This is a genomic window from Glutamicibacter uratoxydans, assembly GCF_050753455.1.
In the GTDB taxonomy this organism is placed as follows: Bacteria; Actinomycetota; Actinomycetes; order Actinomycetales; family Micrococcaceae; genus Glutamicibacter; species Glutamicibacter uratoxydans_A.
Window position 1 is genome coordinate 1,311,333 of sequence record NZ_CP192736.1, and the last position, 24,894, is coordinate 1,336,226.

Sequence of the window (24,894 nt, forward strand, 5' to 3'; positions counted from 1 at the left end):
CTTCAGTGAAACTAGATGGCCGAGGGTTCCATGCCCGCAGCCGACAGGTACGCGTTGAGCGTGTTGGTGCGGTGGACCCTGGCCGCCTTCTCGATTTCGTTGGCAGGGGCCTTGGCATCGAGTAGATCCAGCAGCTGCTGGTGTTCCTCGACGGACTCGGCTGCCCGGTGCGGGATGTGTGAGAAGGAGCTCGAACGCATGGCTGCCAGGCGCCGCCACCCGCGATGGACCAGATCCAAAATATGCGGGTTGGGGCAGTTGCAGTACAGCAGTTCGTGGAATTCGGTATTCAGTTTGGTGAAGGCCAGCGGGTTGAAATCAACCAGTGATTGGCGCATCTGTTTGTTGACCTCATGGGCTCGGGCGAGCATCTGATCGGTCATCAGCGGGGCGGCCAAGGCGGTGGCCGCCGGTTCGATGACCGCCAGGGTCTGCATGGTGTGCAGATACAAGGTGCCATCGAGCTGAGCCACGGTGGCTCCGACATTGCGGGTGAAGTTCACTAGACCTTCGGCTTCCAGCCGGCGAATTGCTTCACGCACCGGAACCACCGAGCAGCCCAGCTCTTCGGCGATAGTCCCCAGCACGAGTCGATAACCTGGGGAGTAAGCCCCGTTATTGATCCGTTCGGAGACGATCGCGTAAGCTGCTTCGGATTTTGAGGGGGTCATTAGACTTCCCAGCTGGCCAGATCAGGCTTACCGGCATCCTGCCAAGCCTGGTACTTAGCCTTCCACTCGGCGTTCATCGGGAACAGGCCCTCGATGATGTGGCCGCGCTGCACCATGGCGAAGATGAATTCGTCGCTCATTTCGGTGGCTACCGCTGCCTCGGCTACCTCGGCGACCAAGTGTGGTGGAATGACCACAATGCCATCGGAGTCGGCCACGATCACGTCACCCGGCTGTACGGTGACGCCACCGCAAGCCACGGTGATGTCGCTGTCCCATGGCACGTGCTTGCGTCCCAGTACCGCTGGGTGTGCACCGTTGTAGAAGACCGGGACTTCTAGGCCGGTGACAGCCTCCAGGTCGCGAACCCCACCATCGGTGATGATGCCGGCGGCACCAAGAGTCTGGGCACGTAGCGCGAGGATGTCACCTAAGGTGGCCGAACCGGTTTCACCGCGAGCTTCCATGACGAGAATGTCGCCGTCGCCCAGCGAGTCAATGGACTGCTTCTGCATGTTGTAGCCGCCGCCCTTGGACTTGAACAGGTCCTCGCGGTTCGGTACGTAGCGTAGGGTGCGGGCGGTTCCGATGACGCGCTTCATGCCCTTGGTTGAGCCGGGTACTTCGATGTTCACGTTGTTCAGGCCCAGCTTGCGCAGGGTGGCAGACAGGGTAGCGGTAGCTACGGCGCCCAGCTTGGCGCGCACCTCATCGGTGAGTACCGACTTGCCGGTGACCACTGGTTCTAGACCGGCGGACTCGCGGTCTCCGTAAGCGTCTTCCTTGTCCTTTTCGGTGACCTTTGGCTGGTTACCGAATGCGGCAAATGCGGTGTTGCCTTCCACTGCGGTGGTCTTCAGCTTGCCGGTGCTGGCACCGGTTACTAGGTCGGTCACCTCAACTTCAACCACATCGCCAGGGAAGAATACGGAGGAACCAGCTGGAGTGCCGGTGAGGATGACATCACCTGGCAGCAGGGTCATCTGCTGGGAAAGGTCGGCCACGATGGTGGCGAAGGAGAAGAGTAGTTCGGAGGTGTCGGCATCCTGCACTAGCTTGCCGTTGACCCAGGTCTGCACACGCAGCTTGGCGGGATCGATGTCGGCTGCGTCGAGAGCAACTGGACCCATTGGGGTGTAGCCGTCACCGGACTTGGATCGGATGTTCGAACCCTTGTCGGCGTACTTGATGTCATGTACACCCAGATCGTTGGCGGCGGTGACCGAGCCAACGTAGCTCCAGGCGTCTTCGACGGATACGCGGCGGGCTGGTTTGCCAATGATCAAGGCAATTTCACCTTCAAAAGCCAGCAGTTCGGTGCCCGCTGGACGTTCCACGGTGGAACCGGAGACGGCGAGCGAAGAGGAGGCCTTCATGAAGTAGCTAGGGAACTTCGGGGTGCGTCCACGCTGTGTTGCCCGCGAGGAGTAGGACAGGTGTACGGCCAGGACCTTACCTGCCTGGCTGAAGGTCGTCTCGTCAACCGAAACCGAGGTGCTCATTGATTCTCCCACTTCCGTCGTACATCAAATCGTATACGATCAGTGTGCTCCGAATCTCAGCCGGTGTCAAGTGCTTGTGAGAACCAATTGTTGATGCCGAGTTTTTGGCTTGTTTGTGGAGCAACGTGGAATTGTGCGGGATGTTGCGGTGGCTCCAGCCTAGGGCAGCGCATAGGGTTTGGGGAGGACTTGCAGAAATTCCTCGGGTGCAATTCACGGGTGTGGTGTCGATTGAGGGGTTTCGCATCCTTACGGAGTCTGTGGAGCCCGGCCAAGGAGACCCGCTGCACGGCGCGGTTTGCCTCCAGCGCATACCTTCGTTGAATACCGAAGGCGAATAATTGCGGCTAAGTTTTAAGTATCGAGCATGAGTAGGAAGTAGTGCGGAACCTTGTTGATAGGGGCGCAGCTCGTGGAACCACGTCTTGTCATGTCTTCATGGGGACTGACTGTGGATATTAGGACAAGGACTTGCTGCTACTGACACCACGAGGCTCGGCAGCGCGGAAGAGACTGCCTGCCCCCGGAGGTAGCTGACTGTGATTGCTGTCGAAGCCGAGCACAGAAATCCAAGATTAAACGCCCCAGGGTATGACCTCAGTGGACTCCTGAGGTCATACCCTGGGCGAGGTGGTTGGCAAAGAACTGGCTTTGCCAACCACGGATCATATTGAAGATCTACTTGTTGCTGCGCTGGATCTCGTCCTGCGTCTGATCGAGCAGTTCCTCAGTGATCAACCCTGGTTCAGCAATACGTTGGGTGGTACCCGCCGCACCGCTGATGCCTGGTTCATCGGACAGATTGTTCAGAATGACCAGCTGGCCATTCTGGATTCTGAAGACATTCCAGTATAGTTCTTCGTCTCCAGCTGGAACATCAAAATCGGCAATCTTGTTATTGCCCTGGTAGAGCGCCACATTTGCGCCGGACGCCGCAAGCGATGGGAAACCACTGTAATTGTGAATGAAGAAGGTGTAATCACCGGTGCTGGTCACATCAAAAGTTGTTGTTTCCGGCCCGTAGGAGGTGACATCATCGACATCTAATTCAGCAATGATTTCTTCCCAGTTCGCGTCATAGGCTTGTTTCCTACCGTAGTACACGTGGTAGTCGTGTTCGGAGTCCACACCGATCAAATGCGAGTCCAGATCCGATGGTTCGGCACCCCAAGTCAGTACCGCACGGTACTGCGTGCTTTCCAGTTCCCGGGAGAGCTGAATATCTAGGGTTCGCGTTTCGCCTTCGGGAACAGCAATGGTTCGCGAGTACGGGATGTACCCATCGGCAGTGGCGCTGACAAATACTTGGCCATAGGCCAAGGCTACCGAGTATTTACCCTGTGCATCAGGGGTAACGTTATGGGTTTCGCCCTGACTGTCTTTGAAGCTCAACTGCACGTCGGTAAGTGGCTCGGTGGTGGCCGCGTCGGTGACTTGTCCCTCTAGTAGCGAGTCGGCGGCTTCCTCACCGTCGTCATCCTCATCGTCCGGATTTGGGCTGGGCTGCTCGTTGGCGCACAAGTCCAACTGAATGGGTAGCTCATGGTTCAGTTCATAGACGCGTTCAAGCCGTGCCATCTCCCATTCTTCACCGATCTCAACGCCAATGATTTTAATCTTGGCATCGACCTTGAGTGCGGCGGCCAGCACGAGTGCGTTAGTCAGGGCTGCACTGAGTTCGTCTTTGGCGCCATCATAGGTGACATTGAAAGTGGACTTACCCTCAGCAGACACCGAAGCTTTCGGACCTGCCCAGCCAAAGATTTTCACATCGACAGACAACTCCAAACCGCCTTGCCCGGAGACCTCACCTGAAGCCTTGACATTGCTACCCCAGCCAACACATTGGGCAGGCTCCTGAGGCTCTCCTTGGCCCGGGGCGCGAACCGGATTCCACGATCCATCCTTGTATTCCACGCCGTATTCGAAGGTCGGATTGAATTCTTGTCCGTAGGAGAAACTCACCGAGGCATCAAGGTTGCCAATGGCTTTGAGAGAGGCTCCTGGCACGAGAACAACCGGAACCGGTCCAACCATCACTGTGACAGGTGCACCCTTGAGCTTGGTGATTTCATAAGATAGTTCTTCGGAATATGTGCCGGATACTGCAGCCTCATATCCTGCCTTAAAACTACCCTTGAAAACAGACTTGAAGTGCGTCAGTTCGCCTCGTGGAATGCCCCAACTCCACTTGATCTCGACCTTCAACAATGTTTCCAGACCAAGCATGGCCTCAACTTCACCGACGAAGGAGATGCCACCGGAGGACTTAACCTCCTCAATAGCCTCTTCCTTGGTTCCGTCCGAGGCGAAAGACAGGTCGATTCTCTTCGATTCATTACCCTTGGTGAAGGCTAGTTCTGCCTTGCCGCTTAGCTTGTACTCACTCTTGAGGGAATCTTGTTGCGTAGTCTCGGCAGGCTGCACCAAGTTGCTTCGCCCCGAGCCCGGTGCCAGAGCACTTTCCTCAACTTCGATCAGTTCCGCGTTCGGGACACCCTCGTCGATGACCTCGAAGCCTTGATCGCCTTCCGGAGCGATCAGCTCGGTGCCTTCGGTGAACGCAGCCGTGCTACTTTCGTTATCAGCCTGCAAGAAAACATCGGTCAGGGTGGCTTCCTCGGTCTCTACAAGCCAACCCTCATCGGTTTGCTGAATGGAAGTTACTCGGCCCAGCGCGCCTTCGGGAGTGGCCTGCGAGGCATCTGCCACCAGAACATCTCCGGGGGACAACTCAGGCTCGGTGCCGAAGCGGAACGTTCCCTCGGAGTAGCCGTCAAGTTCGTCGGTTTCCACGATGACGACATCCGGGGAGATAACCGTCAGATCCTCGTCGGGGATGGTTACCTGGACCTTGGTCTCCGCGCTGGCTTTGCTCCCATCACGGGCAATAGCCGTTGCCGAGTAGCTGATTTCCCCTTCCTGTGGGGCAGCGGTGCGGAACTGCCAGTTCGCGCCTTCGGGCGAGTAGCGAACCGCGGCAGTGCCAATGTATTGACCGTTACCGTGTAGTTCGACCCGAGAAACCGGGGCATTGCTGGAGATTGAGCCCTGCAGCAGTACTTCACCCTCCGCGCCTAGATCCACCGACTCGGGGGCCTGAATCTCTACCGCGGTATCCCCGGCAGTGTTCGTGGTCTCTCCGACAATGTCACCCAACGCCAGCACGTTGACATCAACGCTGGAACCTTGCACGCTCAGCGCGGCCTGCGTGGTGGAGACTTCAACCAATTCGATCTGTGGCAGCGCGCCCAGCTCGGGATCGACCAGAACTCCTCGGCTACGACCCGAAGCCTCCTGACCAACATTCACAAAGGAGCGCATAGCGCCTTCGGTCGGTTCGGCCGAGACCAGTGCTAGAGCCTGTGCGCGCGTGGTGTGACCGCTGATCTCTACAGTGGTCGGTGCTTCGGCGGACACCTGACCACTAGTCCACTGCGCCTCGGCGGTGGGGACGTAGCTACCAGTGGAGTTCGCCGAGCTGACATTTTGCGCGGATCCCACAACCCAACCGGTGACATCAAGGCGTAAATGACCAGCAACGTTCGAGCTGATTTCAATGGTTCCGGCTTCGCTCACCATCGCGATGGTGGTGATGATGCTCTGGCCCGCGGGTAGTGCAAGGTCCTGACCGGAGATGGTCACGGTTCCGGCCTGCTCCAGCTGCAAGTTCGCCGTCACATAAACCGCGCGAACATCCTGGCTGGGAACTCCGCCGATGCCGACCACGCTAAGTTCTTCTGCGGTGGTGGGAAGCTGATCAAATCCCAATTCATTGATCGACTCGGCACGCTTGACCGCCTCGGGCAATGCAATAGTTGCACCCGGGGTTTGGTTATCGGCGGCGAAGGAAGCCAAAACTTCTACGCGCACCTTGGCTTGCGCGGAGGCGCTGACCGGGATGTGCCCGTTACTCACCGGCACCAAGATGGTGGTCGATGCTTCGCTGTTGCCCGGCACCTGAAGTACCGCGGCGCCAGCAGCAGAAACCTGCGTGGCCGCGTCACTGGCAAATACCGATAAACGGACCAGTGCTGACCCGTCCTCGAGGCCTGCAACAGTGAGCCCGGTTCCGGCAGTGGGAATTGTCCCCACGACGCCCGGCTCAATTTCCGGTAGACGATTCAGTGTATTGAAGCCCACCGTGTCGGAGACATCTTGAATCTGCGGGGTAAAAGTTTCCGATTCGTCGTTCGGAGCGGCCGCGGCGACCGGCGCCAATAGGGACAGTAGCAAGGAGGCGGAGAGCGCAACGCCGCCAGTTTTCCATAGTCGTTTAGTCATGGCTGCGGACTCCTCGCCGACGAATTACCAAAACTCCGAGGCCAACAGTCAACAGGGCCAGAGCCGCTCCAAGCGTCCACATGACCGATGCGCCCGTTACCACCGGGTTGCCCGGATCCTTCGCTTCGTGACGTGGATCTGAAGAATCGGGGCTTTGTTTCGACTCATCGGGACCGGTGTGCGGAGTACCGTCTTCAGAACTGTCCGGAGTGTCATCTGAGGAGTCTGGTCCGGTCTGATTCTGATCTGGATCCGGCTCAGAAGTCGGTTCAGGTTTCGGTGTCTCCTGATCGTTCTGGGCTGGAATGATGGTCGCGGTTCCTTCCTCAGAAAGAATCGCTTGCTGGGCGGTGGCGAAGGTGACCGCTAGTCGAGCGGAAGTTTCGGCCGGTGCAGACAGGGTCAGAGAAAATTCTTGCGGAAACTGATCCAATACCGCAGTGACACCCGATGGTGAAGTGCGGAATTCAAGAGAATTCTCAAAATCATCGCTGGTGATGGTTCCGGTGATCGTCGAAGCGTCGAGATTGCTAGCTTCCACGTCGATCCAGAGGACTTCAGCGTTATCAGGACTGGTAAAGGTGTTTTCGTCAGCCGCGGCGGCACTGCCTGCGGCCAGAATTACCACTGCTGCTGTCACCAGTCCACCGATCGGACGCCACAGCCTGTGGCGTCCGTGAACTTTATTGGGCATTATGCCCCCAAAACTGCACCAAGGTTCCCCCTATTTAGGTGATGATTGAAAACATCGCGTTCGACACCTTAAGAATCGATGCGTTTGACGTATATACAGTGAACGTCGAGCGAATCTTAAGATTATCTTAGGGTTGCCAGACTGACCACGATTATCTAACAAATAGACAGAATATGAAGGTCAATCATCAGTAGCTGATTCGATCGGCATTCCATCGCGGCCGAGGGTCTGTGTCACCAGAAATGCGATGGCTCGGTTCGGTGCAGTTGGAGTTCCACTCACGGGAAGACCTGAGCTTTCAATACACTTGGCGCAGAACTAAGCACCTGGCGCGCCGTGATGCCACGGGGTACTGAATTGGGGTTAGCGAACCTAATAAAGAAAAACCGGCCCTTCGAGGATCGCACCGATTCATCGGTTTGATCCTCGAAGGGCCGGACTCTTCATGGGCTAGGCCATGGTGAGTTTGAGCCTCAACGAGTGCACTTGTTGTGACTAGCGGGCGCTTTCCAGTGCTGCTGCACGCTCATCAGCTTCGCGCAGTGCACGCTCGACGCGATCCACATCGCGAACTGCACCCTTGTCCGCCGACAGCGCCATGGCGGCGTAGGCGCGCAGTGCCGGGGAGACAACGCGTTCGCGGTTGGCTGGGCGGTATCCGGTGGTGGACAACAAGCGTTCGCGGCGTTCAGCCAAGATATCTTCGGAGACATTCAAGGTCAGTTCGCGGGTGGGAATGTCGATGGAGATGATGTCGCCATCTTCTACCAGTGCGATCATGCCGCCGGAGGCAGCTTCGGGGGAGACGTGCCCGATAGACAACCCTGACGTACCGCCGGAGAACCGACCGTCAGTGATCAGTGCACAAGCCTTGCCCAGCCCACGACCCTTGAGGAATGAGGTTGGGTAGAGCATTTCCTGCATGCCCGGCCCACCCTTAGGACCCTCGTAGCGGATGACCACCACGTCCCCTTCCTTCACCTGCTTGTTCAGGATCTTCTCCACGGCCTCATCCTGCGATTCGCAGACCACTGCCGGGCCGGAGAAGGTCCAGATCGAGGGATCTACACCGGCGGTTTTCACCACGGCACCATCCACGGCGATATTGCCGCGCAGCACGGCCAGTCCGCCGTCCTTGGAGTAAGCATGCTCTACCGAACGGATGCATCCCTCTGCGGCGTCGGTATCCAGTGCGGCCCAACGCTCGGACTGCGAGAAGGCGGTGGAAGAGCGGACCCCGCCCGGGGCCGCGTGCCATAGCTCGAAGGATTCTTCGATGGCTTGACCGCTGCGGATATCCCAGGCGTCCAGCCATTCGCCCATGGTCTTGGCATGGACGGTGTGTACGGTTTCATCCAGCAGACCGCCGCGGCGCAGTTCGCCGAGGATGGCTGGGATGCCGCCGGCGCGATGCACGTCTTCCATGTAGTAGATCTTGCCGGCGCCCGCGGCGTTGGGGGCAACCTTGGCCAAGCATGGCACACGGCGGGAAACCTCATCGATTTCATCTAGTCCGAAGTCCACGCCAGCTTCGTGGGCTGCGGCCAGCAGGTGCAAGATGGTGTTGGTTGAACCGCCCATGGCGATATCTAGTGCCATGGCGTTGCCGAAGGCCCGCTTGGTGGCAACGTTGCGCGGCAGGACGGTTTCATCATTTTCACCGTAGTAGCGGTTGGCGATGTCTACCACGAGCTTGCCGGCGTTCTGGTACAGGTCTTTGCGGGCGGTGTGAGTGGCCAGCGTGGAGCCGTTACCTGGCAGAGCCAAACCCATGGCTTCGGTGAGGCAGTTCATCGAGTTCGCGGTGAACATGCCCGAGCAGGAACCGCAGGTTGGGCACGCGGACTCTTCGATGCGCAACAAATCGGCGTCCGAAACGTTTTCATTCACGGCCTCGGAGATGGCATCCACCAGGTCCAAGGTGCGTACGGTGCCGTCCACCAAGGTGGCGCGGCCAGCTTCCATGGGGCCGCCGGAGACAAAGACGGTCGGGATGTTCAGGCGCAGCGCGGCCATGAGCATGCCCGGGGTGATCTTGTCGCAGTTAGAGATACAGATCAACGCGTCGGCGCAGTGCGCGTTGACCATGTACTCCACCGAGTCGGCGATCAGATCGCGTGAGGGTAGCGAGTAGAGCATGCCGCCGTGGCCCATAGCGATGCCATCATCCACGGCGATGGTGTTAAATTCGCGGGGGATGCCGCCAGCGGCTTCGATGGCTTCGGAGACAATTCGTCCCACCGGCTGCAGGTGCGTGTGCCCGGGGACGAACTCGGTGAAGCTATTAGCTACCGCGATAATCGGCTTTTTGCCCAGATCGGCGCCGTTAACGCCGGCGGCGCGGAAGAGTGCGCGGGCTCCAGCCATATTGCGGCCATGGGTGACAGTATGCGAACGAAGTGTGGTCATACCCTAATCTCATCACAGGTTTTGCAGAGAACCGAGACGGTGTCAATACTAGTAGTGGTACTACTAGGAAAAGAGGGTTGCATGGATGCCGCGCAACGGCGCCGTGATGAGCTTGCGGCGTTTCTGAAGGATCGTCGGGCTCGGGCCGAACGTGCCGCGCATGGCCTGCCCGATGTGGGACGAAGTAGAGGCTTTGGGTTGCGCCGCGAGGAGGTGGCCACCTTGGCCGGGATTTCGGTCACTTGGTACACCTGGTTGGAGCAAGCCAGAGACATCAACCCCTCCCGGCAAGTGTTGGAATCCTTGGCCAGACTGTATCGGCTGACCCCGGTGGAAAACACCTATCTGCTCTCCTTGGGTGGGCATGGGCAATCTGGGCCGGCTGGCCCAGGGGCGATGACCCCGGCACTCCAGCGTTTGCTGGATGCCATGGATTTCCCGGCCTTCTTACTGGCCGCCGACTGGACGATCATTGGGTGGAATGCGGCCTATGCGCAGCTCTACCCGCGGATCAACGCACTGGAAGAGAAGGACCGAAACTTATTGTGGCTCGTATTCACCGACACCCAATTACGGCAGATGCTGCCGGACTGGGCGGAACAGAGCCGTGGTTTCGTCGGGAGTTTCCGCGCCGAAACTCGGGGTTGGCTCAGCCCGGCGGGAGAAAGCGGAATCGTTGCTCGGGTCTCGGCTGCCTCCGACGAATTTGCGGCCATCTGGACCGAACGTGATGTGGCCGGTTTCCGGACCCGTGAACGTTTATTCCGACACCCGGACAAGGGCGTGATGCGCTACGAGCAGCACAACCTCACACCGGCCGAAGCCCCCGATCTCACGCTCTTGGTCTACGCACCATTATGCGGAAGCTAACGTCAGTCTTTGCGCGGATGCCTTGAGCTGAACTACGCACTAGCCCGCAGTCACGGTCAGTTGCTACTTCAGCACGGTCGCTTCGCTTCCAAGAACCCCGTCCAAACTCGTTTTGACCGTCAGTGGCGAATGCTGTGCGTCATCGGGCAAAGTGAAGACGTGCGTGGTGGGTGCCAGATCGGCGGTGCAGTCCCTCCCCTCGACCGATTCAAAGGAGATGACTAGTTCCTTCTCGCTGTTCAGCATCATGTCGACGGCGCTCGGTGGACAGCTCGAAGAGCCCCAAGTGGTAACAGTGATGGATTGGGGCTTATATCCCCAGGTCACTAGTGGGGACTGCAGCGGCTGATCGATGGTCACACCCTCGGGTAGTCCACGGAATTGTTCATCGCTGACGGGTTGTGTTGCGCAGGCGCTGACCAGCAAAATGCAGGGCAAGATCAAGAGTGCGGTACGGAACTTGCCAGCTGGCCTTACCGGTGCAGGTGCGGTCATACGGCCGAGTCTACCCAGCAAGAGGTTCTACGGTCAGCGGCAGGCGAATCTTCCCACGTAGTCCACAGAGGGCTATCAGGAGTTGGATCTTACGCAGACCATCCGGGGATTCTCTCATTCGCTGAAAACTCGAGAGGAATCGCTAACAGCCTTGCCATAGCCGAATTATTGTCTCCCGAGCCTGCGCCGGGGAGCGTGCGATCCAGACCCTGGCAGGTACGGACTCTCATGCTTCGTCACCATCTCTGTTTCACAGTAGCGTGGTGAACCCGAAGCAAAGAGTCATGTGATCTGTGTTACGCAGCGTGCATGAAATTTGACGCATACGAATATAAATTTCTGGTAACGCTCTGGCTTCATGTTTCGAAGTGTCCGAATGATGCGCTTCGTGCTGGGCCGACTAACCCATTGGCCAGTTTGAATAGCTAGTTGACTAGCTAATTGTGGGGCGCACGCTGCGTGGCGCCGGTGCGTATCGAAGCAGACGAATGCTGACTCGGTGTAGGGAATTGAGTCAACCGCTTGACTCAGGGAGTGCTCAAGTAAGGCAAAACTGCCCAGTCAAATGCACATCGGTTTGATAAAAGGCGGTCTCACGTCGAATAATGAGTTCAAGTCGAACGAAGCACCCTAGACCTAGAGAGATAGCCGTTGGTTTCCATTGGGGTGGATACTAGCCGGGGATGCATTGGGGGAATGCTTCTCGCTGGGGCTGAGGTGGCTTCGTTCGACGATTAACTTATTCCGCGCAGTCGCCAAGCTTTCTGTTGACGGTCTTTTTGGCGCGTAGTTTTAGCTGACGCTCAGAAATTCTAGAGTCGCATTCTTGAACTCGCGGCTGGTCACCGCATTGGCATGGTTGCGTCCGGCAAGCCAGAGAACCTCACTGGGTGTCCCGGACTGCGCGAGCAAGCGGCGCAATTGTGGCATGGTCGTGGCCAAATCGTCCTGATCGCCAGCGACCAGTAGGGTCGGGGTGCTCGGTACTGCCTCGCCCGGATCATAGGGTTCGTCCTTGATACCCTCAACAAGCTTGAACAGAGCCGAAAAGTCATTTGACGCTTCATTGGTGGCAATCTTCATGACCTTCGCGGTGTACTCATCAGCAATGGATTCGCCGGTAGCCACGAACCGGCGGGCCTCATCTAGTGCTAGTGCCGCCAGTGGGTCGAGGCTGCCGGGCCCGCCAATGACCAGTCGGCGCACCAATTCAGGGTGCTTGGCAGCAAATTCCCAAGCCAGCCGTGCGCCGAGGGAGTAACCCAAAATATCTATGGGAGTATCGATCTCGGCCAGTGCCGAAGCCATCGACTCGCGGATCTTGCTGGGTGTCCACGGGCCCGGGGAGCGGTTCGGCTCAGCGCCGTGCCCTGGGAGGTCAATCAGGGCAACCTTGCGCCCGTGATCGGCTAGATGACGCACCCAGCCTGAACGTTCCCAGTTCAGTTCGGATGACGAAGCGAACCCGTGGATTAGCAGTACGGTCGGTGCGCTGACCTCAGTGTTCGCAGGAATAACTCGAAGATTCAAATCCAAGCTCATAGGTCAAACTATATGTCACTTTGATCACAGCCGTCGTTTCAGTAGAATCTGGTCATAGTTAATGTCAAACTGACTTTAACGACTTGGGTGGGTGACTTCCGCTCAAGTGAATCAAGATATTCCGCGCTAAAGAGGATGACCGTGAGCCTGCCCCTAGGATCCGCCAACGTTGCCGAGCGGCGGAACATGCCGCCGGCACTGGCCGTATCCACCGTGATTTTTGGGATTCGGCCCAACGCGCAAGGCCGGGCGGAACTCTGGCTGCCGTTGGTACGCCGCATCCGCCAGCCCTTCGCCGGGCATTGGGCACTACCCGGTGGGCCGGTGGGCGCTCGGGAATCCCTGGGTGCAGCTGGAGCCCGCACGCTGGCCGAAACGACGGGACTGCGTCCAAGCTATCTGGAGCAGCTCTACACCTTCGGGGACCCGGACCGCTCACCCACTCAACGCCTTGTGACCATTGGCTACTTCGCACTCGTCACCGAACAACAGGTTGGTGCCACCGTGGAAGACGACAACGTTGCCTGGTTCTCTGTCAATGACCGCGAACTGAACCAGCTGGCCTTCGACCACCGAGAAATTATCGACTACGCGCTCTGGCGGCTACGCAACAAAGTCGAATACGGGCAGATCGCCCACCGGCTACTCGGCGAGCGCTTCACCCTCGCTCAGCTACGTTCGGTCTATGAGGCGCTTTTGGGCAAGGAATTAGATCCGGCAAACTTTCGCCGCCAACTCAAAGCCACCGACAGTATTGCGGCCACCGACGAATATCTTGCCGGGGGCCAACACCGACCACCGCGGCTGTACCGCTATGCGGGTACTGGCCATGACCCACTGGAAGTAGACACCACACTATGAGTACACAGACTTTTTCCTCCACCGTCACCCGGTTGACCCTCAAAGCGCCGGGATCGACTTGCTCCTCAGGCTTATCGAGTAACCCGTGGGATACCCCGGCTGGTTACGGTCCCGGGGCTTCAGAGCAGGATGTGGTTCCGGGCGATTATCCACGACAGCAGAAGCTTCCGCAACAGTACATTGATGCCAGTGATGCGGAACTTGATGCTCGGATTCGTGCTGCCAAGGAGACGCTGGGTGATGATGTGGTGCTGCTCGGGCACTTTTATCAGCGTGACGAAGTGGTGAAATACGCCGATTTTGTGGGCGATTCCTTCCAACTGGCTAATGCCGCCCTGACCAAGAAGGACGCGAAATACATTGTGTTCTGCGGGGTGCACTTTATGGCCGAGACCGCTGACGTGCTCTCCGAGGCTGAGCAGGCGGTGATCTTGCCGAACTTGTCTGCCGGATGCTCAATGGCCGATATGGCTGATACCCCCAGTGTGCAGCAGTGCTGGGATGAGTTGATGGAACTGTACAAGGACGAGGAGGATGACGGGCGAGCCCCGGTCATTCCGGTCACTTACATGAACTGTTCGGCGGCGTTGAAGGCGTTCGTGGGCCGTAATGGTGGTTTGGTGTGTACCTCTTCGAATGCCAAGACCGTGTTGGAATGGGCTTTCCAGCGGGGCCGGCGAGTGCTGTTCTTCCCTGACCAGCACTTGGGCCGGAATACGGCGAAGGCCATGGGTGTGCCCTTGGAACAAATGCCGATGTGGACCCCGCGCAAGGCCTTGGGTGGCAATGCGGAGCAGACCATGCGTGATGCTCGGGTGATTCTCTGGCATGGTTTCTGCTCGGTGCATAAGCGTTTCAACACCGCCCAGATCGACAAGGCGCGCGCCGAGCACCCCAATGTGCGGGTGATCGTGCACCCCGAGTGCCCGATGGAAGTGGTGGACGCCGCGGATGAGGCTGGCAGCACCGATTACATCCAAAAGGCGATCGCTAACGCCACCGAGCCGACTACCTTTGCTATCGGTACCGAGATCAATATGGTCAATCGGTTGGCGGCGCAGTACCCGCAGCACACCATCTTCTGTCTGGACCCGGTGATCTGCCCATGCTCCACCATGTATCGGATCCACCCCGGCTACCTGGCTTGGGTGCTTGAAGAACTGGTCGAAGGTCGGATTGTTAATCGGATTCAGGTGCCCGACAGCGACCAGGGCGATGCCAAGATCGCCTTGGAGCGGATGCTGGCTGCCCGGCCATGACCCGGCAACTTCTCATTATCGGTTCCGGGGCGGCCGGGATGCTGGCCGCCTTGGAAGCGGTGTCGCACGGGGTGCACCCGGTCCTGCTGACCAAAGCTGAGCTGGGGGCAGGCAACACCGGTGAGGCGCAAGGTGGGCTGAGTGCGCTTACTGCTCTGGGGGTCTCTCGTGGGGATTCGGTGCAAGCCCATGTGAGTGACACCTTGAACGCCGGAGCCGGACATTGCGCCCCACACGCGGTCAGCACCCTATGCCAGGATTCCCCGGACTTGGTCACCCGCCTTGAAGCCCTGGGTGTGCACTTCGACCGGGATCCAGCCAAGAACTATCAGCTCGGGTTGGAAGCTGCGCATAGTGCGCACCGGATCTTGCATATCGGTGGGGATGCCACCGGTAAGGGGCTCGTCAATGCCCTGGGTGCCGCCTGCCGGTCCCAACAAGAGGCCGGAGCCCTAGAAATCATTGACCATGCCATGGCCACCGAACTGTGCGTGCGCGAAGGACGTGTCAGCGCAGTGCGATACCTGCGTGATGGGCAGCAACAGGTTCGCTCCGCAGATGCGGTATTGGTCGCTACCGGCGGGATCGGACAGCTGTACCAAAGCAGCACCAACCCGGCAGGTGCCACCGGAGATGGGATCGCCTTGGCAGCCCGGGCGGGGGCGGCAATCTCGGATCTAGAATTCGTACAATTCCACCCCACCATGGTGGACCCCGTGAAGTATCCCGGAGTCGGGATGATCAGTGAAGCGGTACGCGGGGAGGGTGCGTGGCTGATCAATGATGCCGGTGAACGGTTCATGCTCCAGATCGATGAGCGCGCCGAGCTCGCCCCACGCGATGTGATCGCCCGGGCCATCCATGCACAGCAGTTGGCTGGGTATCAAGTATTCCTTGACGCACGACATGTCGAAGCGGCGCAAGGTACCGGGTTCCTGGCCAAACGCTTCCCCTCGATCACCGCCCGGCTAGCAGCCTGCGGGCTGGATCTTGCTGCCGACCAGATCCCGGTGACCCCGGCCCAGCACTACTTGATGGGCGGGGTGCTCACCGATCTGGAGGGACGCAGCACCCTGCCGGGACTCTATGCGGCCGGGGAATGCGCTAATTCGCGCGTGCACGGAGCGAACCGCTTGGCCAGTAACTCGCTCTTGGACGCCATGGTCTTCGCCCGGCGCGCCATCCGGGCGATGCTCACCGATAGCGCGGACCAGCATGCCGACCTTCCTCCCACCGACAGTCGCCGATTGCCGGCAGCTAGGACAGGTAAACCCATCGACTTGCCCGAACTACAACGGATTGCGACTCAAACACTGGCCGTGTACCGCGAGGCAAGCGCCCTGCAGCAAACGATCGCGCGGTTGGACGCATCCACCGCGCAGGCCGCTGATGAGCGAACACTGGCCGAGCTGGAAAACCTCCTACTAGTGGCCCGGTTGATCGCTCATGCGGCTTTAGCACGCACTCAGAGCCTAGGCGCCCACTACCGGGTAGAGAATCCCGAACCCCGAACCGGCGAACGCACCAGCTGGCAACTGAGCCCCACCGACGAACGACAACACACCGACGAAGCGAAGGAAATATTCGCCTGATGAAGCAGATCCACCCAGTACCACAGCGCGTCATCGATCAGATCGTGGCCAACGCGCTCGCCGAAGACTGCCCGCGCGGGGACATTACTGCCGGAACGATTCTGCCCGCCGAAGCCCGGGCGACCGCCGCCGTGGTGGCCCGGCAACCCGGTGTGCTGGCCGGGGCGCAGGTCTTTGCTCGGGTTATGCACCAGGTGGATGAACGTATCGAGGTGAACCACCTGCTGGTTGACGGGCAGCCCTTTAGGGTTGGCGATCGCCTGATCGAGGTCACCGGGCCGGCGGCAAGCATTCTTACGGCCGAGCGCGTGGGACTGAACCTCCTGCAGCGTATGAGTGCTATTGCCACCGCCACCGCCGTATTGGTTGAACGTGTGGCACACACCAAGGCGCGGATCGCCGATACCCGGAAAACCACCCCGGGGTTACGTGCCTTAGAACGCTATGCGGTGCGTTGTGGCGGGGGAGTGAACCACCGCGATAATCTCTCTGACGCGTTCATGGCCAAGGACAATCACTTGGCGCTGCTCGGTGGAGGTCAGGCGCTGACCGCCGCACTACAACAGGTGCGTTCCCAACTGGGGCACACCACCGCCATGGAAGTAGAAGTCGATGAGATCTCCCAAATCCCTGCCGTGCTTGCGGCCGGTGTGGATGTAATTATGCTCGATAACTTCGCACCCCAAGATATCCCCGCCGCGATTAAACTCATTGATGGTCAAGCGATGGTGGAAGCTAGCGGTAACGTCTCGGCTCGGACGGTAGCTGAGATCGCCGAAACCGGGGTAGATATTATTTCTTCGGGCGCGATCACCCATTCGGTCGCCGCCATTGATCTGGGATTGGATGTGGTCATCGAGTGATCTATATGGACGCCGCGGCGACCGCACCAACACATCAGGGCGTACTAGATGTGATCTCGCCGCTGCTCACCCACGACTTCGGTAACCCTGCCTCACGCCACGAACTGGGCCGCAATGCCGAACGTGCCGTGGACTGGGCCCGCCACGTCATTGCCGAGGAACTCGCGGTGGGGGAGCACGAAATCTACTTCACCTCCGGCGGGACCGAATCGGATAATCTGGCGATTATTGGAGCGGCACTGGCCGCACCACGCGGGAAGAAGATCATTACCAGCGAGATCGAACACCCTGCGGTGAGCGAAGCGGCCAAATATCTGGTGGAATACCACGGTTTCACCCACGAACAGATCCGTGTAGACCGCCAAGGCCTAGTGGATTTAGCGCATGCCGCACAGCTGATCGATCAGGACACCGCAGTGGTCTCAGTATTGGCAGTGAACAATGAGGTCGGTACCGTCCAGCCGATCGCGCAGCTTGGCGCACTGGCGCGTGAAGCCGGTGCGTATATGCACACCGATGCGGTGCAGGCCGCCGGGTGGCTGGATTTAAGCGAATTGACGGCACAAGTTGATGCGCTAAGTATTTCCGGGCACAAGATCGGTGCCTTGAAAGGTAGCGGAGTGCTCTACGCCAGTGCCGCGAGCGAACTGGTGCCGTTGCTCCACGGTGGGGGACAGCAGCGCGGTGTTCGTTCGGGAACCGAAAACCCGGCCGCAGCGGTGGGAATCGCCCGAACGCTGCAACTGATCGCCGAGCAGCGCCAGGCCGGGGCCGCCGAATCCTATGCCTCCTACCTGATCGAACGAATCACCAGCCAACTGAACGACAAGTTCCCCGGCGCGGTGCAACTCACCGGTCATCCGGAACAACGTGTCGGAGGCATTGTCTCCTTCGTCTTCCCGCGCACCGCGGGGGAGACCGTACTGATCGAACTGGAACGCCGCGGCGTGTTGTGCTCTTCCGGGTCGGCCTGTGCTGCTGGCTCCACGGATCCTTCCCCGGTGCTCACCGCCATGGGATACGAGGCGGAATTAGCCCATACCGCGGTACGACTGTCCTTTACCCGCTCCTTGAAAGAAAACGAGATCAGTCAGGTTGCCACCGCTGTCATCACTGCCGTGAGCGGGTTGCTTGGCGGCTAAGTGACCGTGTTGTCGTTTTGGCGGTTCGTTCACTCGGAATCAGGTATGAGGTTGCTCGGTAATCGTTGTAGTCGTCCATCCCCAGCCGTCCGGCTTCTTGGAGAGAACCGTCCCAGAAACGGAATTCAATATCGAAGGATTCCTAGTCGACGTGCTTCCGCGCTCGCTGAGAAATCTAGATCGGTCGACGAGGGACAAAGGATAATCCGTGCCGGTATGCCACCGGCGAATGATGAACTTTAAACTTCATCATTTCGGTGAGGTGGGCACCGCCTCGTTACACTGACTGGGTGCCTGAACCGATGAACGTAAGTGTGGGCACAACCCGTAGCGGATGTTGGAATAGCTGACGCGGCGTAGCGAAGAACCACCACTTGGATTGAGATCATGAGTCAGAAAATTGCGTATCAGGGTGAACCGGGCTCGAATTCGAGTATCGCCTGCACCGAAAAGTACCCACAGATGGTGCCGGTACCCTGCGCGCGTTTCGAAGACGCATTGGCGATGGTGAGTTCGGGTGAAGCGGAGTTGGCCATGATCCCGATCGAGAATTCAATCGCTGGACGAGTTGCCGACATTCATACGTTGTTGCCGCAATCCGATCTGCAGATCATTGATGAGCACTTCCTGCGGATCCGTTTTGATTTACTGGGACTACCCGAGGCGAGTATCGAGGATGCCAAGGAAGTGTATAGTCACGTCCACGCATTGGGACAGTGCCGCGGGCTGACCAACTCCCTGGGACTCACTCCCATGGTGACCGGAGATACCGCCGGATCAGCTCGTGAAATCAAAGAATGGAATGATCCCACCAAGCTTTCCCTTGCCCCTCCGGGCGCCGCGGAAATCTATGGGTTGAAGACCTTGGCTCAGGGCGTGGAAGACGACCAAACGAATACCACCCGGTTCGTTGTTCTGGCCCCCAAACAGGACTTTCCAACGCGCGAAGACCTACCCAGTGCGGTCATGACCAGCCTGCTATTCAGGGTCAACAATATTCCTAGCGCTCTGTACAAGGCCTTGGGTGGCTTTGCCACCACCGGGGTGAACATGGTGCGCCTAGAGAGCTACATGGTCGGATCCGGGTTTACCGCCACCCAATTCATGGCAGATATTGAAGGTCACCCACAGGATGAACCGGTGCGTCTGGCTTTGGAAGAGCTCGCCTTCTTTACTTCCGAGGTCACCATCCTCGGTGTATATCCCGCACACCCGCACCGTCAGCTCGACTCCTCCGATCAGCGCGAATTCGCTGGCGCTTCCAACCGCTAACCAGGGTCCATGCGGGAGAGCATTCTGCGCTCACGGTGAACCTCGGGGAGTCGGCAAAGAGCCAGAAATTTTCCTAACACCCATGTCAGGGGCTAGCTATATGTTACTCAGGGTGGATTCGGCGTGGCCGGGATTCACCTGAGTTTGGTAGGTTAGCCTGCATGGAAGTTCGGCAGGAAGAATTTGATGACAGGGCCGGTGTCTATGCCGTAGTCCACGCAGCATTCGCCTCGGGGGATCAAACTATCGAACCGCCCGAAGTGGGTTTGCTGCAAAAGCTCTTTACCTGCCAAGACTACGACCCACAGTTCTCTCTAGTCGCCCTCGACGAAAACGTGGTGATCGGTCACGTGATCGCCAGTTGGGGAACCCTGGATGGTAAACATCGGTTATTGGGCTTGGGTCCGTTAGCCGTTGCGCCCGAGTATCAGCAGCGAGGCGTAGGCTCGATCCTCATGCAGGCCATTCATGACCGGGCCAAGGAACGGGAGCTACCTGGGATTGTCCTTCTTGGGCATATCGACTACTACCGGCGCTTCGGCTATGAGCCAGCCAGCGCCCACGGAATCACACCCTCGGACCAAGGGTGGGGAGAGCACTTCATGGTCAAGGTACTGAACGCGCAAACGCTCCCCACCGGGGCTTACCGCTACTCCGAACCCTTCGGTTGCTAGCGGGTCATCACATTCTGAGCTGAGCGATCAGATAGCCACTTGAGTAGTAGCGTTGCTATCCTATGGTCATCATGACGAACTATTTGTTGCCGGTGAAGCTTGACCGTGGTCAGGGAACACCCGTGGTGTTATTACACGGTTTAGGAAATAACCACCACAGCTGGGAATTCGTCCTCGAATACCTAGATTTCACCCGTCAGCGGGTGATCGCAGTAGACCTGTTGGGCTTCGGAGATGCACCCAAACCAGATGTGCGTTACACCCTCAAGGATCATTCCAGCGCTGTGGCTAACACCTTGGAATCTCTGGGTGTAAAAGACGCAGTGGTTGTGGGGCATTCCATGGGATGCAATGTGGCTCTGGATTTGGCGACCCGCTCACCCGAACTGGTCAATCGTCTGGTCTTGCTCGGCGCACCGTTATACCGTCGCGAACCACGAGCTAGCCGCCTGCGAAAGTTACTGCGTTCCGAAGGCCTATATTTTTCGCTTTTCGATCTCGTCTCTAGGTCACCGGAGCCGGTGCAAGCTGGGGGAGAGCTTGCCGAGGAATACGTCCCGTTCATTAAGGGCATGGAAATCACCGAAGAAACCTGGCCGGCCTACCGCAAGAGTTTGCAAAACTCGATCATGCAGTACGAGTCCTACCAGCAAGCAGAGAAGCTGAAAATCCCCGCACTCTTCGTTAACGGGATCTTGGATTTCTTCATTATTCGGCGCAATACCGTGCAGGTGCGTATCAAGAATAGGCGAATGATCCGGCTGAAGACTACACGTGGGCCGCACGAATTGACGCCTACACAGGGACAAGTGGCCGCGCGGTTGATTAATCGTGCCGCGGCCTAAGTCGCGGTGAGGAAATCCGTATAGCTCGCGGGTAAGAAATTCTTAGCAGTGCCTCTTGCCGAGGGTAAGGGGGAACTGTTTCCATGGATTATGAGCTCAGAGGATTCCATCGACGAATTGACCTTTACCGTGTCGGGGCATATTTCCAAACCGGTAGATCTGGTCTATGAAGCGGTAGCCGACCCGGAACAACTGTCGAAGTATTTCACTACCGGGGGTGCCCAAGGACGGATGGAAACCGGGGCAGAAGTGAGCTGGGACTTCCATGACTTTCCCGGAGCCTTCCCAGTACAAGTTATCAACGCACAACGCCCACATCGGCTCGAATTTACGTGGGCTGGCAATCACACGGTCGATAATAGTCGGCTTAACCGCGTGCTCTTCGAATTCTCGTCCGTTGATGCCGGAGCGCGAACAAAGGTCAGCATTAGCGAATTTTCGTGGCAACCCACCAAAGCCGGAGCGAGTGCCGCTTTCGATAATTGCGAAGGGTGGGCGAGCATGCTCGCGGCCATGAAAGCGTGGATGGAATACGGAATCAACCTACGTGAAGGGTTCTATAAGTAATTCTGCACCTTGTAGAACCCCTCATCGCGGCTAACCAAGCCGCAAGGTAATTCTTAGGCTTCGACGGCTGCGCGCAATTTTGAACATAAGTGCTGCAGTTGGTCGAACTCTTCTTCGCTGAGGGCGGCACCAAGGAGGTCGTGTAAGTGTCGGACATGTTCACGCCCAATATCACGTTGTACTTCCAACCCTTTGTCGGTCAGTGAGAGGATCATGGCGCGCTGATCCGCAGGATCAGTGATCCGGAAGATCAACCCGCGCTCCTCCAACCGGGTCACCATGCGACTCAATGACGGTTGAGAGATCAGCAGATGCTTATTCAGATCCACCAAACGTGACTTCCCGCCCGGGCAGTTGCGCAGATTGAACAGCACGTCATATTCGCGTAGCGAGAGTCGCTTGAACTCCGGCATGGCAGTGAGATGGCGCATCACCGAAACCTGGGCGCGAAAAAGTGCTTCCCAGGCTTCGATGGTGTTCTTCGCCGTTGCCGGCACCGAAGCTTTCTCAGATTGTGGCACGGGGCTCCTCAGCTCGTTCTTTACCCGCTAATCTTAGCCTTTTTCGCTTCGAGACGACCTGCGTGAGTTGGAGCTGGGGTGAGGTCAGATGGCGCGCGGGAAGCCATTTCCTTGCGCAGTTCGGGCAGTACGTACTCGCCGAACATATCCAGCTGGTTCAGCACGGTCTTCAGCGGCAAACCAGCGTGGTCAATCAGGAACAATTGACGCTGATAAGAGCCAAAGAACTCTTGGAAGGTCAGGGTCTTTTCCAAGACTTCCTGGGGCGAGCCCACGGTCAACGGGGTCTGCGCAGTGAAATCTTCGAGTGATGGGCCGTGACCATATACCGGGGCATTGTCGAAGTATGGGCGGAATTCACTCTTTGCCTGCTGGGTGGTCTTTGCCATGTAGAACTGGCCACCCAGGCCTACGATGGCTTGATCCGCGCGGCCGTGACCGTAATGTTCGTAGCGTTCACGGTATAGGCCGATCAATTGCTGGTAGTGCTCCTTCGGCCAGAAAATGTTGTTGGCAAAGAATCCGTCACCGTAGTAAGCGGCGATCTCTGCCACCTGTGGGGTGCGGATGGAGCCGTGCCACACGAATGGCGCTACGTCATCAAGTGGGCGCGGGGTGGAGGTGAAGTTCTGCAGCGGGGTGCGGTAACGGCCCTCCCAATTCACCACGTCTTCGTCCCACAGGCGGCGTAGTAGGTTGTAGTTCTCGATTGTCAGATTCACCGAGTCCTGCATGTTCTTACCGAACCAAGGGTAAACCGGTGCCGTGTTGCCGCGGCCAAGGACCAGATCCACCCGCCCATTGGACAGGTGCTGCAACATTGCGAAGTCCTCCGCGATTTTCACCGGATCATTCGTGGTGATCAGGGTGGTTGCGGTAGATAGAATGATGCGCTCGGTCTGGGCGGCGATGTACGCCAGCGTGGTTGTGGGGGAGGAGGAGAAGAATGGGCGGTTGTGGTGCTCGCCGATGGCATAGACATCCATGCCGATCTCTTCGACCTTCTTGGCGATGGCTACCTGCGCGTCAATGCGTTCCTTCTCTGTGGGCACCTGACCGGTGGTGGGGTCACGGGTGATGTCACTGACGGAAAAGACTCCGAACTGCATGGTGCTCCTTGAAACTTACCGAGGTATTGACGGGTTCGCGCCACTACCAATTTATATGCGTATGCATGTTAAAACAAGTTGATGCGTCAAATATTCCCCCCTGCTGGTTCTGGCCCCGCATTTGTACGTGACTGTGTGTTGTGGCCGTGCCTTACTGAAGACGCAGACTTATTCGTTCCAGCCAAGTAGAGCCGCAGGATCCTCTCTGATGGCATGTGAGCCACGGGCTGGTCTGAGCTGATGATAAGGACGTCACTGAGCAGAGTTTCGTCAACTTGGTTGGTAAGGTCGCTCCCGTCGTCGGCGGGCGATGGCTTGGGTATCCGTTGTTTGCCGGCAGGAGATGCGATCCTAGATTGAAGAAGATCATTGCATCAGTGAAGTGGGGAAAATTATGACTTTAATTGGGCATCAGGAAGTGTTGCCGGATGGTCAGCTGACGCTGGCTGATTTATGGCCTGACGGTGAGATCGAGATTGTGATTGCCGGTCTTAACCCGGCTCCGCCTAGCGTGGATGCGGGCCACTACTATCAGGGACGCAATGGGAAGCAGATGCTGAAGCGGGTCGCCTCGGCCATGTTCGCCCCAGAGCTGCTAGGGGGCGAGCACTTAGATGATGCTCTCCTAGCTAGGGGCATCGGTTTCACAGACCTAGTGAAAGCTCCGACAGTGGGGGAGAAGGATGTGAGTGAGCAACAGCTCGTGGAATCCTTGCCGGAGTTCGAGCGAAAACTTGCAGACCGGGATGTACGCTTGGTGATCAGCATTTACCGGCATGCCGGCATGCGCCTTCTGCGGAAGAAGAAGCTGGAACGCCCTGGACTACAAAATGAATTGACCAGTTGGGGTGCGCGCGTGTTCATCACTCCGAACCCTTATGGTGCAGCTGAACAGACCCGTCCCGTCTACGAACAGCTAGGGCGCGAAGTTTATAGGATCCAGACTGAGCCGGTGTTCAAAAGGGTGTTGCCGAAGGACTGGGTCGAGTTCTACGAAACGGTGTATAAGGTCGCTGCGTTCAGCTCGCAGAGCTTGGATGAAATCGCATGGGGGATGTATGACGAAGAGGTGAAAGCGAAGCTCGGTGCGTTGCCGACCCCGCCGTGGCACTTAAATAAGTAGCAGTAACGTTTAGAGCGTCGATATGCGCATCAGCTTTTTGGGGCGCTTTGCTTTCACCGATTCTTAGAGTGAGGATATGGTTCGACGGCCCCCGTCGGCTAACCGTGCAAGAGTCTTTCAAGGGAGTTCCCGAAAACTGGTGCCGGGGCTTGTCATAGAGTTCATAAAACCGTTAAAAGCAACCCGGCTACCTCTGATGCGAGTGCCACGAGGTGTCCCTTCAATCCGTGTCAAGCTATTTTCAACTCTTGAACGTCATAGGGTGAACCGTCCCGGATCATCGCAAACAGCACCGTATTCCGCCGGTGAGCCAACGCGATGAGTGCTTGGCTATTGTGTTTACTCTGGGCTTCTTTCCGGTCATAGTACTTACGGCTAGTCATACCGAAACGGATGGACTCGAACACCGAGAGGAACAGTGCCTGTTTCCAGCCCTTTGTTCCGGCTCTTTTAACTAGATTCGATCCGGCACTATCCCAAGGGGTACGGCCCTTCCTCTGAGTATCCTTGCACCGTTCACCAGACCCGCTTGTCCTCGATATTGCAGATCGCCAACCACAGCATCTTCACCGTCGCCGCAACCCAATAGGCAAAGAAGA

At 57.9% G+C, this 24,894-nt stretch carries 20 protein-coding genes and 1 pseudogene; 11 read left to right on the plus strand and 10 right to left on the minus strand.

The window, feature by feature from the left end; all coding sequences use genetic code 11:
* Positions 1-11 precede the first annotated feature (11 nt).
* The 5 genes from ACQQZ8_RS06015 to ilvD form a co-directional block, all read right to left on the minus strand.
* A complete protein-coding gene (locus tag ACQQZ8_RS06015) occupies positions 12-671 on the minus strand; it encodes a GntR family transcriptional regulator (protein WP_431711777.1) in 660 nt (219 codons plus the stop codon).
* Positions 671-2,173, minus strand: coding sequence for a fumarylacetoacetate hydrolase family protein (locus ACQQZ8_RS06020; RefSeq protein WP_431711778.1), 1,503 nt, complete (start codon positions 2,171-2,173; stop codon positions 671-673). Before ACQQZ8_RS06020 ends, ACQQZ8_RS06015 begins: the two co-directional genes overlap by 1 nt.
* A 678-nt stretch (positions 2,174-2,851) precedes the next feature.
* Positions 2,852-6,457: a hypothetical protein gene (locus ACQQZ8_RS06025; protein ID WP_431711779.1), complete on the minus strand. Its 3,606-nt coding sequence runs from the start codon at positions 6,455-6,457 to the stop codon at positions 2,852-2,854.
* Positions 6,450-7,151, minus strand: a complete 702-nt coding sequence (locus tag ACQQZ8_RS06030; RefSeq protein WP_431711780.1) for a hypothetical protein — start codon at positions 7,149-7,151, stop codon at positions 6,450-6,452. Before ACQQZ8_RS06030 ends, ACQQZ8_RS06025 begins: the two co-directional genes overlap by 8 nt.
* Positions 7,152-7,646: 495 nt before the next feature.
* Positions 7,647-9,560 (minus strand): dihydroxy-acid dehydratase, encoded by a 1,914-nt coding sequence (gene ilvD, locus ACQQZ8_RS06035; RefSeq protein ID WP_431711781.1) that lies wholly within the window; start codon positions 9,558-9,560, stop codon positions 7,647-7,649.
* 81 nt (positions 9,561-9,641) lie between these two features.
* Between ilvD and ACQQZ8_RS06040 the strand changes: the two genes are divergently transcribed.
* Positions 9,642-10,430 (plus strand): helix-turn-helix transcriptional regulator, encoded by a 789-nt coding sequence (locus ACQQZ8_RS06040; RefSeq protein ID WP_431711782.1) that lies wholly within the window; start codon positions 9,642-9,644, stop codon positions 10,428-10,430.
* Between the two features lie 63 nt (positions 10,431-10,493).
* Here ACQQZ8_RS06040 and ACQQZ8_RS06045 read toward each other — a convergent pair whose 3' ends face one another.
* Positions 10,494-10,925: a hypothetical protein gene (locus ACQQZ8_RS06045; RefSeq protein WP_431711783.1), complete on the minus strand. Its 432-nt coding sequence runs from the start codon at positions 10,923-10,925 to the stop codon at positions 10,494-10,496.
* Between the two features lie 792 nt (positions 10,926-11,717).
* Entirely contained in the window at positions 11,718-12,467 is a 750-nt protein-coding gene (locus tag ACQQZ8_RS06050) for an alpha/beta fold hydrolase (protein WP_431711784.1), read from the minus strand.
* A gap of 186 nt (positions 12,468-12,653) precedes the next feature.
* Here ACQQZ8_RS06050 and ACQQZ8_RS06055 point away from each other — a divergent pair, with 186 nt between their 5' ends.
* From ACQQZ8_RS06055 to ACQQZ8_RS06095, 9 genes are all read left to right on the plus strand, one after another.
* Positions 12,654-13,328, plus strand: coding sequence for an NUDIX hydrolase (locus ACQQZ8_RS06055; RefSeq protein WP_431712150.1), 675 nt, complete (start codon positions 12,654-12,656; stop codon positions 13,326-13,328).
* Positions 13,325-14,587: a quinolinate synthase NadA gene (gene nadA / locus ACQQZ8_RS06060; RefSeq protein ID WP_431711785.1), complete on the plus strand. Its 1,263-nt coding sequence runs from the start codon at positions 13,325-13,327 to the stop codon at positions 14,585-14,587. The genes ACQQZ8_RS06055 and nadA overlap by 4 nt, the downstream gene beginning before the upstream one ends.
* Positions 14,584-16,179 carry an L-aspartate oxidase gene (nadB, locus tag ACQQZ8_RS06065; protein WP_431711786.1) on the plus strand — a complete coding sequence of 532 codons (1,596 nt, stop codon included), beginning with the start codon at positions 14,584-14,586 and terminating at the stop codon, positions 16,177-16,179. Before nadA ends, nadB begins: the two co-directional genes overlap by 4 nt.
* On the plus strand, positions 16,179-17,042 hold the full coding sequence (nadC, locus tag ACQQZ8_RS06070; RefSeq protein WP_431711787.1) for a carboxylating nicotinate-nucleotide diphosphorylase: 864 nt from the start codon (positions 16,179-16,181) through the stop codon (positions 17,040-17,042). The genes nadB and nadC overlap by 1 nt, the downstream gene beginning before the upstream one ends.
* 5 nt (positions 17,043-17,047) lie before the next feature.
* Complete coding sequence (locus tag ACQQZ8_RS06075; protein ID WP_431712151.1) at positions 17,048-18,184, plus strand: cysteine desulfurase family protein; 1,137 nt, start codon at positions 17,048-17,050, stop codon at positions 18,182-18,184.
* A gap of 387 nt (positions 18,185-18,571) precedes the next feature.
* Positions 18,572-19,456 carry a prephenate dehydratase gene (locus tag ACQQZ8_RS06080; RefSeq protein WP_431711788.1) on the plus strand — a complete coding sequence of 295 codons (885 nt, stop codon included), beginning with the start codon at positions 18,572-18,574 and terminating at the stop codon, positions 19,454-19,456.
* A 161-nt stretch (positions 19,457-19,617) separates the two neighbouring features.
* The gene (locus tag ACQQZ8_RS06085; RefSeq protein ID WP_431711789.1) at positions 19,618-20,130 is read left to right on the plus strand and encodes a GNAT family N-acetyltransferase; all 513 of its coding nucleotides are present in this window, start codon (positions 19,618-19,620) and stop codon (positions 20,128-20,130) included.
* A 71-nt stretch (positions 20,131-20,201) separates the two neighbouring features.
* Positions 20,202-20,975 (plus strand): alpha/beta fold hydrolase, encoded by a 774-nt coding sequence (locus tag ACQQZ8_RS06090; protein ID WP_431711790.1) that lies wholly within the window; start codon positions 20,202-20,204, stop codon positions 20,973-20,975.
* 90 nt (positions 20,976-21,065) lie between these two features.
* Complete coding sequence (locus ACQQZ8_RS06095; RefSeq protein ID WP_431711791.1) at positions 21,066-21,542, plus strand: SRPBCC domain-containing protein; 477 nt, start codon at positions 21,066-21,068, stop codon at positions 21,540-21,542.
* 53 nt (positions 21,543-21,595) lie between these two features.
* Here ACQQZ8_RS06095 and ACQQZ8_RS06100 read toward each other — a convergent pair whose 3' ends face one another.
* Together ACQQZ8_RS06100 and ACQQZ8_RS06105 are read right to left on the minus strand one after the other, a co-directional pair.
* Complete coding sequence (locus ACQQZ8_RS06100; RefSeq protein ID WP_431711792.1) at positions 21,596-22,063, minus strand: MarR family winged helix-turn-helix transcriptional regulator; 468 nt, start codon at positions 22,061-22,063, stop codon at positions 21,596-21,598.
* 20 nt (positions 22,064-22,083) lie between these two features.
* Entirely contained in the window at positions 22,084-23,172 is a 1,089-nt protein-coding gene (locus ACQQZ8_RS06105) for an LLM class flavin-dependent oxidoreductase (RefSeq protein ID WP_431711793.1), read from the minus strand.
* Between the two features lie 394 nt (positions 23,173-23,566).
* On the opposite strand from ACQQZ8_RS06105, the gene ACQQZ8_RS06110 reads away from it, so the two are divergent.
* Positions 23,567-24,295 carry a uracil-DNA glycosylase family protein gene (locus ACQQZ8_RS06110; protein ID WP_431711794.1) on the plus strand — a complete coding sequence of 243 codons (729 nt, stop codon included), beginning with the start codon at positions 23,567-23,569 and terminating at the stop codon, positions 24,293-24,295.
* A 230-nt stretch (positions 24,296-24,525) separates the two neighbouring features.
* On the opposite strand, the pseudogene ACQQZ8_RS06115 reads toward ACQQZ8_RS06110, so the two are convergent.
* A pseudogene (locus ACQQZ8_RS06115) lies at positions 24,526-24,871 on the minus strand (hypothetical protein); the annotation flags it as partial.
* Positions 24,872-24,894: the final 23 nt, after the last annotated feature.

Coding starts and splice junctions, on each gene's coding strand:
- ACQQZ8_RS06015 (WP_431711777.1), bottom strand. CDS start 671: ATGACCCCCTCAAAATCCGAAGCAGCTTACGCGATCGTCTCCGAACGG.
- ACQQZ8_RS06020 (WP_431711778.1), bottom strand. CDS start 2,173: ATGAGCACCTCGGTTTCGGTTGACGAGACGACCTTCAGCCAGGCAGGT.
- ACQQZ8_RS06025 (WP_431711779.1), bottom strand. CDS start 6,457: ATGACTAAACGACTATGGAAAACTGGCGGCGTTGCGCTCTCCGCCTCC.
- ACQQZ8_RS06030 (WP_431711780.1), bottom strand. CDS start 7,151: ATGCCCAATAAAGTTCACGGACGCCACAGGCTGTGGCGTCCGATCGGT.
- ilvD (WP_431711781.1), bottom strand. CDS start 9,560: ATGACCACACTTCGTTCGCATACTGTCACCCATGGCCGCAATATGGCT.
- ACQQZ8_RS06040 (WP_431711782.1), top strand. CDS start 9,642: ATGGATGCCGCGCAACGGCGCCGTGATGAGCTTGCGGCGTTTCTGAAG.
- ACQQZ8_RS06045 (WP_431711783.1), bottom strand. CDS start 10,925: ATGACCGCACCTGCACCGGTAAGGCCAGCTGGCAAGTTCCGTACCGCA.
- ACQQZ8_RS06050 (WP_431711784.1), bottom strand. CDS start 12,467: ATGAGCTTGGATTTGAATCTTCGAGTTATTCCTGCGAACACTGAGGTC.
- ACQQZ8_RS06055 (WP_431712150.1), top strand. CDS start 12,654: ATGCCGCCGGCACTGGCCGTATCCACCGTGATTTTTGGGATTCGGCCC.
- nadA (WP_431711785.1), top strand. CDS start 13,325: ATGAGTACACAGACTTTTTCCTCCACCGTCACCCGGTTGACCCTCAAA.
- nadB (WP_431711786.1), top strand. CDS start 14,584: ATGACCCGGCAACTTCTCATTATCGGTTCCGGGGCGGCCGGGATGCTG.
- nadC (WP_431711787.1), top strand. CDS start 16,179: ATGAAGCAGATCCACCCAGTACCACAGCGCGTCATCGATCAGATCGTG.
- ACQQZ8_RS06075 (WP_431712151.1), top strand. CDS start 17,048: ATGGACGCCGCGGCGACCGCACCAACACATCAGGGCGTACTAGATGTG.
- ACQQZ8_RS06080 (WP_431711788.1), top strand. CDS start 18,572: ATGAGTCAGAAAATTGCGTATCAGGGTGAACCGGGCTCGAATTCGAGT.
- ACQQZ8_RS06085 (WP_431711789.1), top strand. CDS start 19,618: ATGGAAGTTCGGCAGGAAGAATTTGATGACAGGGCCGGTGTCTATGCC.
- ACQQZ8_RS06090 (WP_431711790.1), top strand. CDS start 20,202: ATGACGAACTATTTGTTGCCGGTGAAGCTTGACCGTGGTCAGGGAACA.
- ACQQZ8_RS06095 (WP_431711791.1), top strand. CDS start 21,066: ATGAGCTCAGAGGATTCCATCGACGAATTGACCTTTACCGTGTCGGGG.
- ACQQZ8_RS06105 (WP_431711793.1), bottom strand. CDS start 23,172: ATGCAGTTCGGAGTCTTTTCCGTCAGTGACATCACCCGTGACCCCACC.
- ACQQZ8_RS06110 (WP_431711794.1), top strand. CDS start 23,567: ATGACTTTAATTGGGCATCAGGAAGTGTTGCCGGATGGTCAGCTGACG.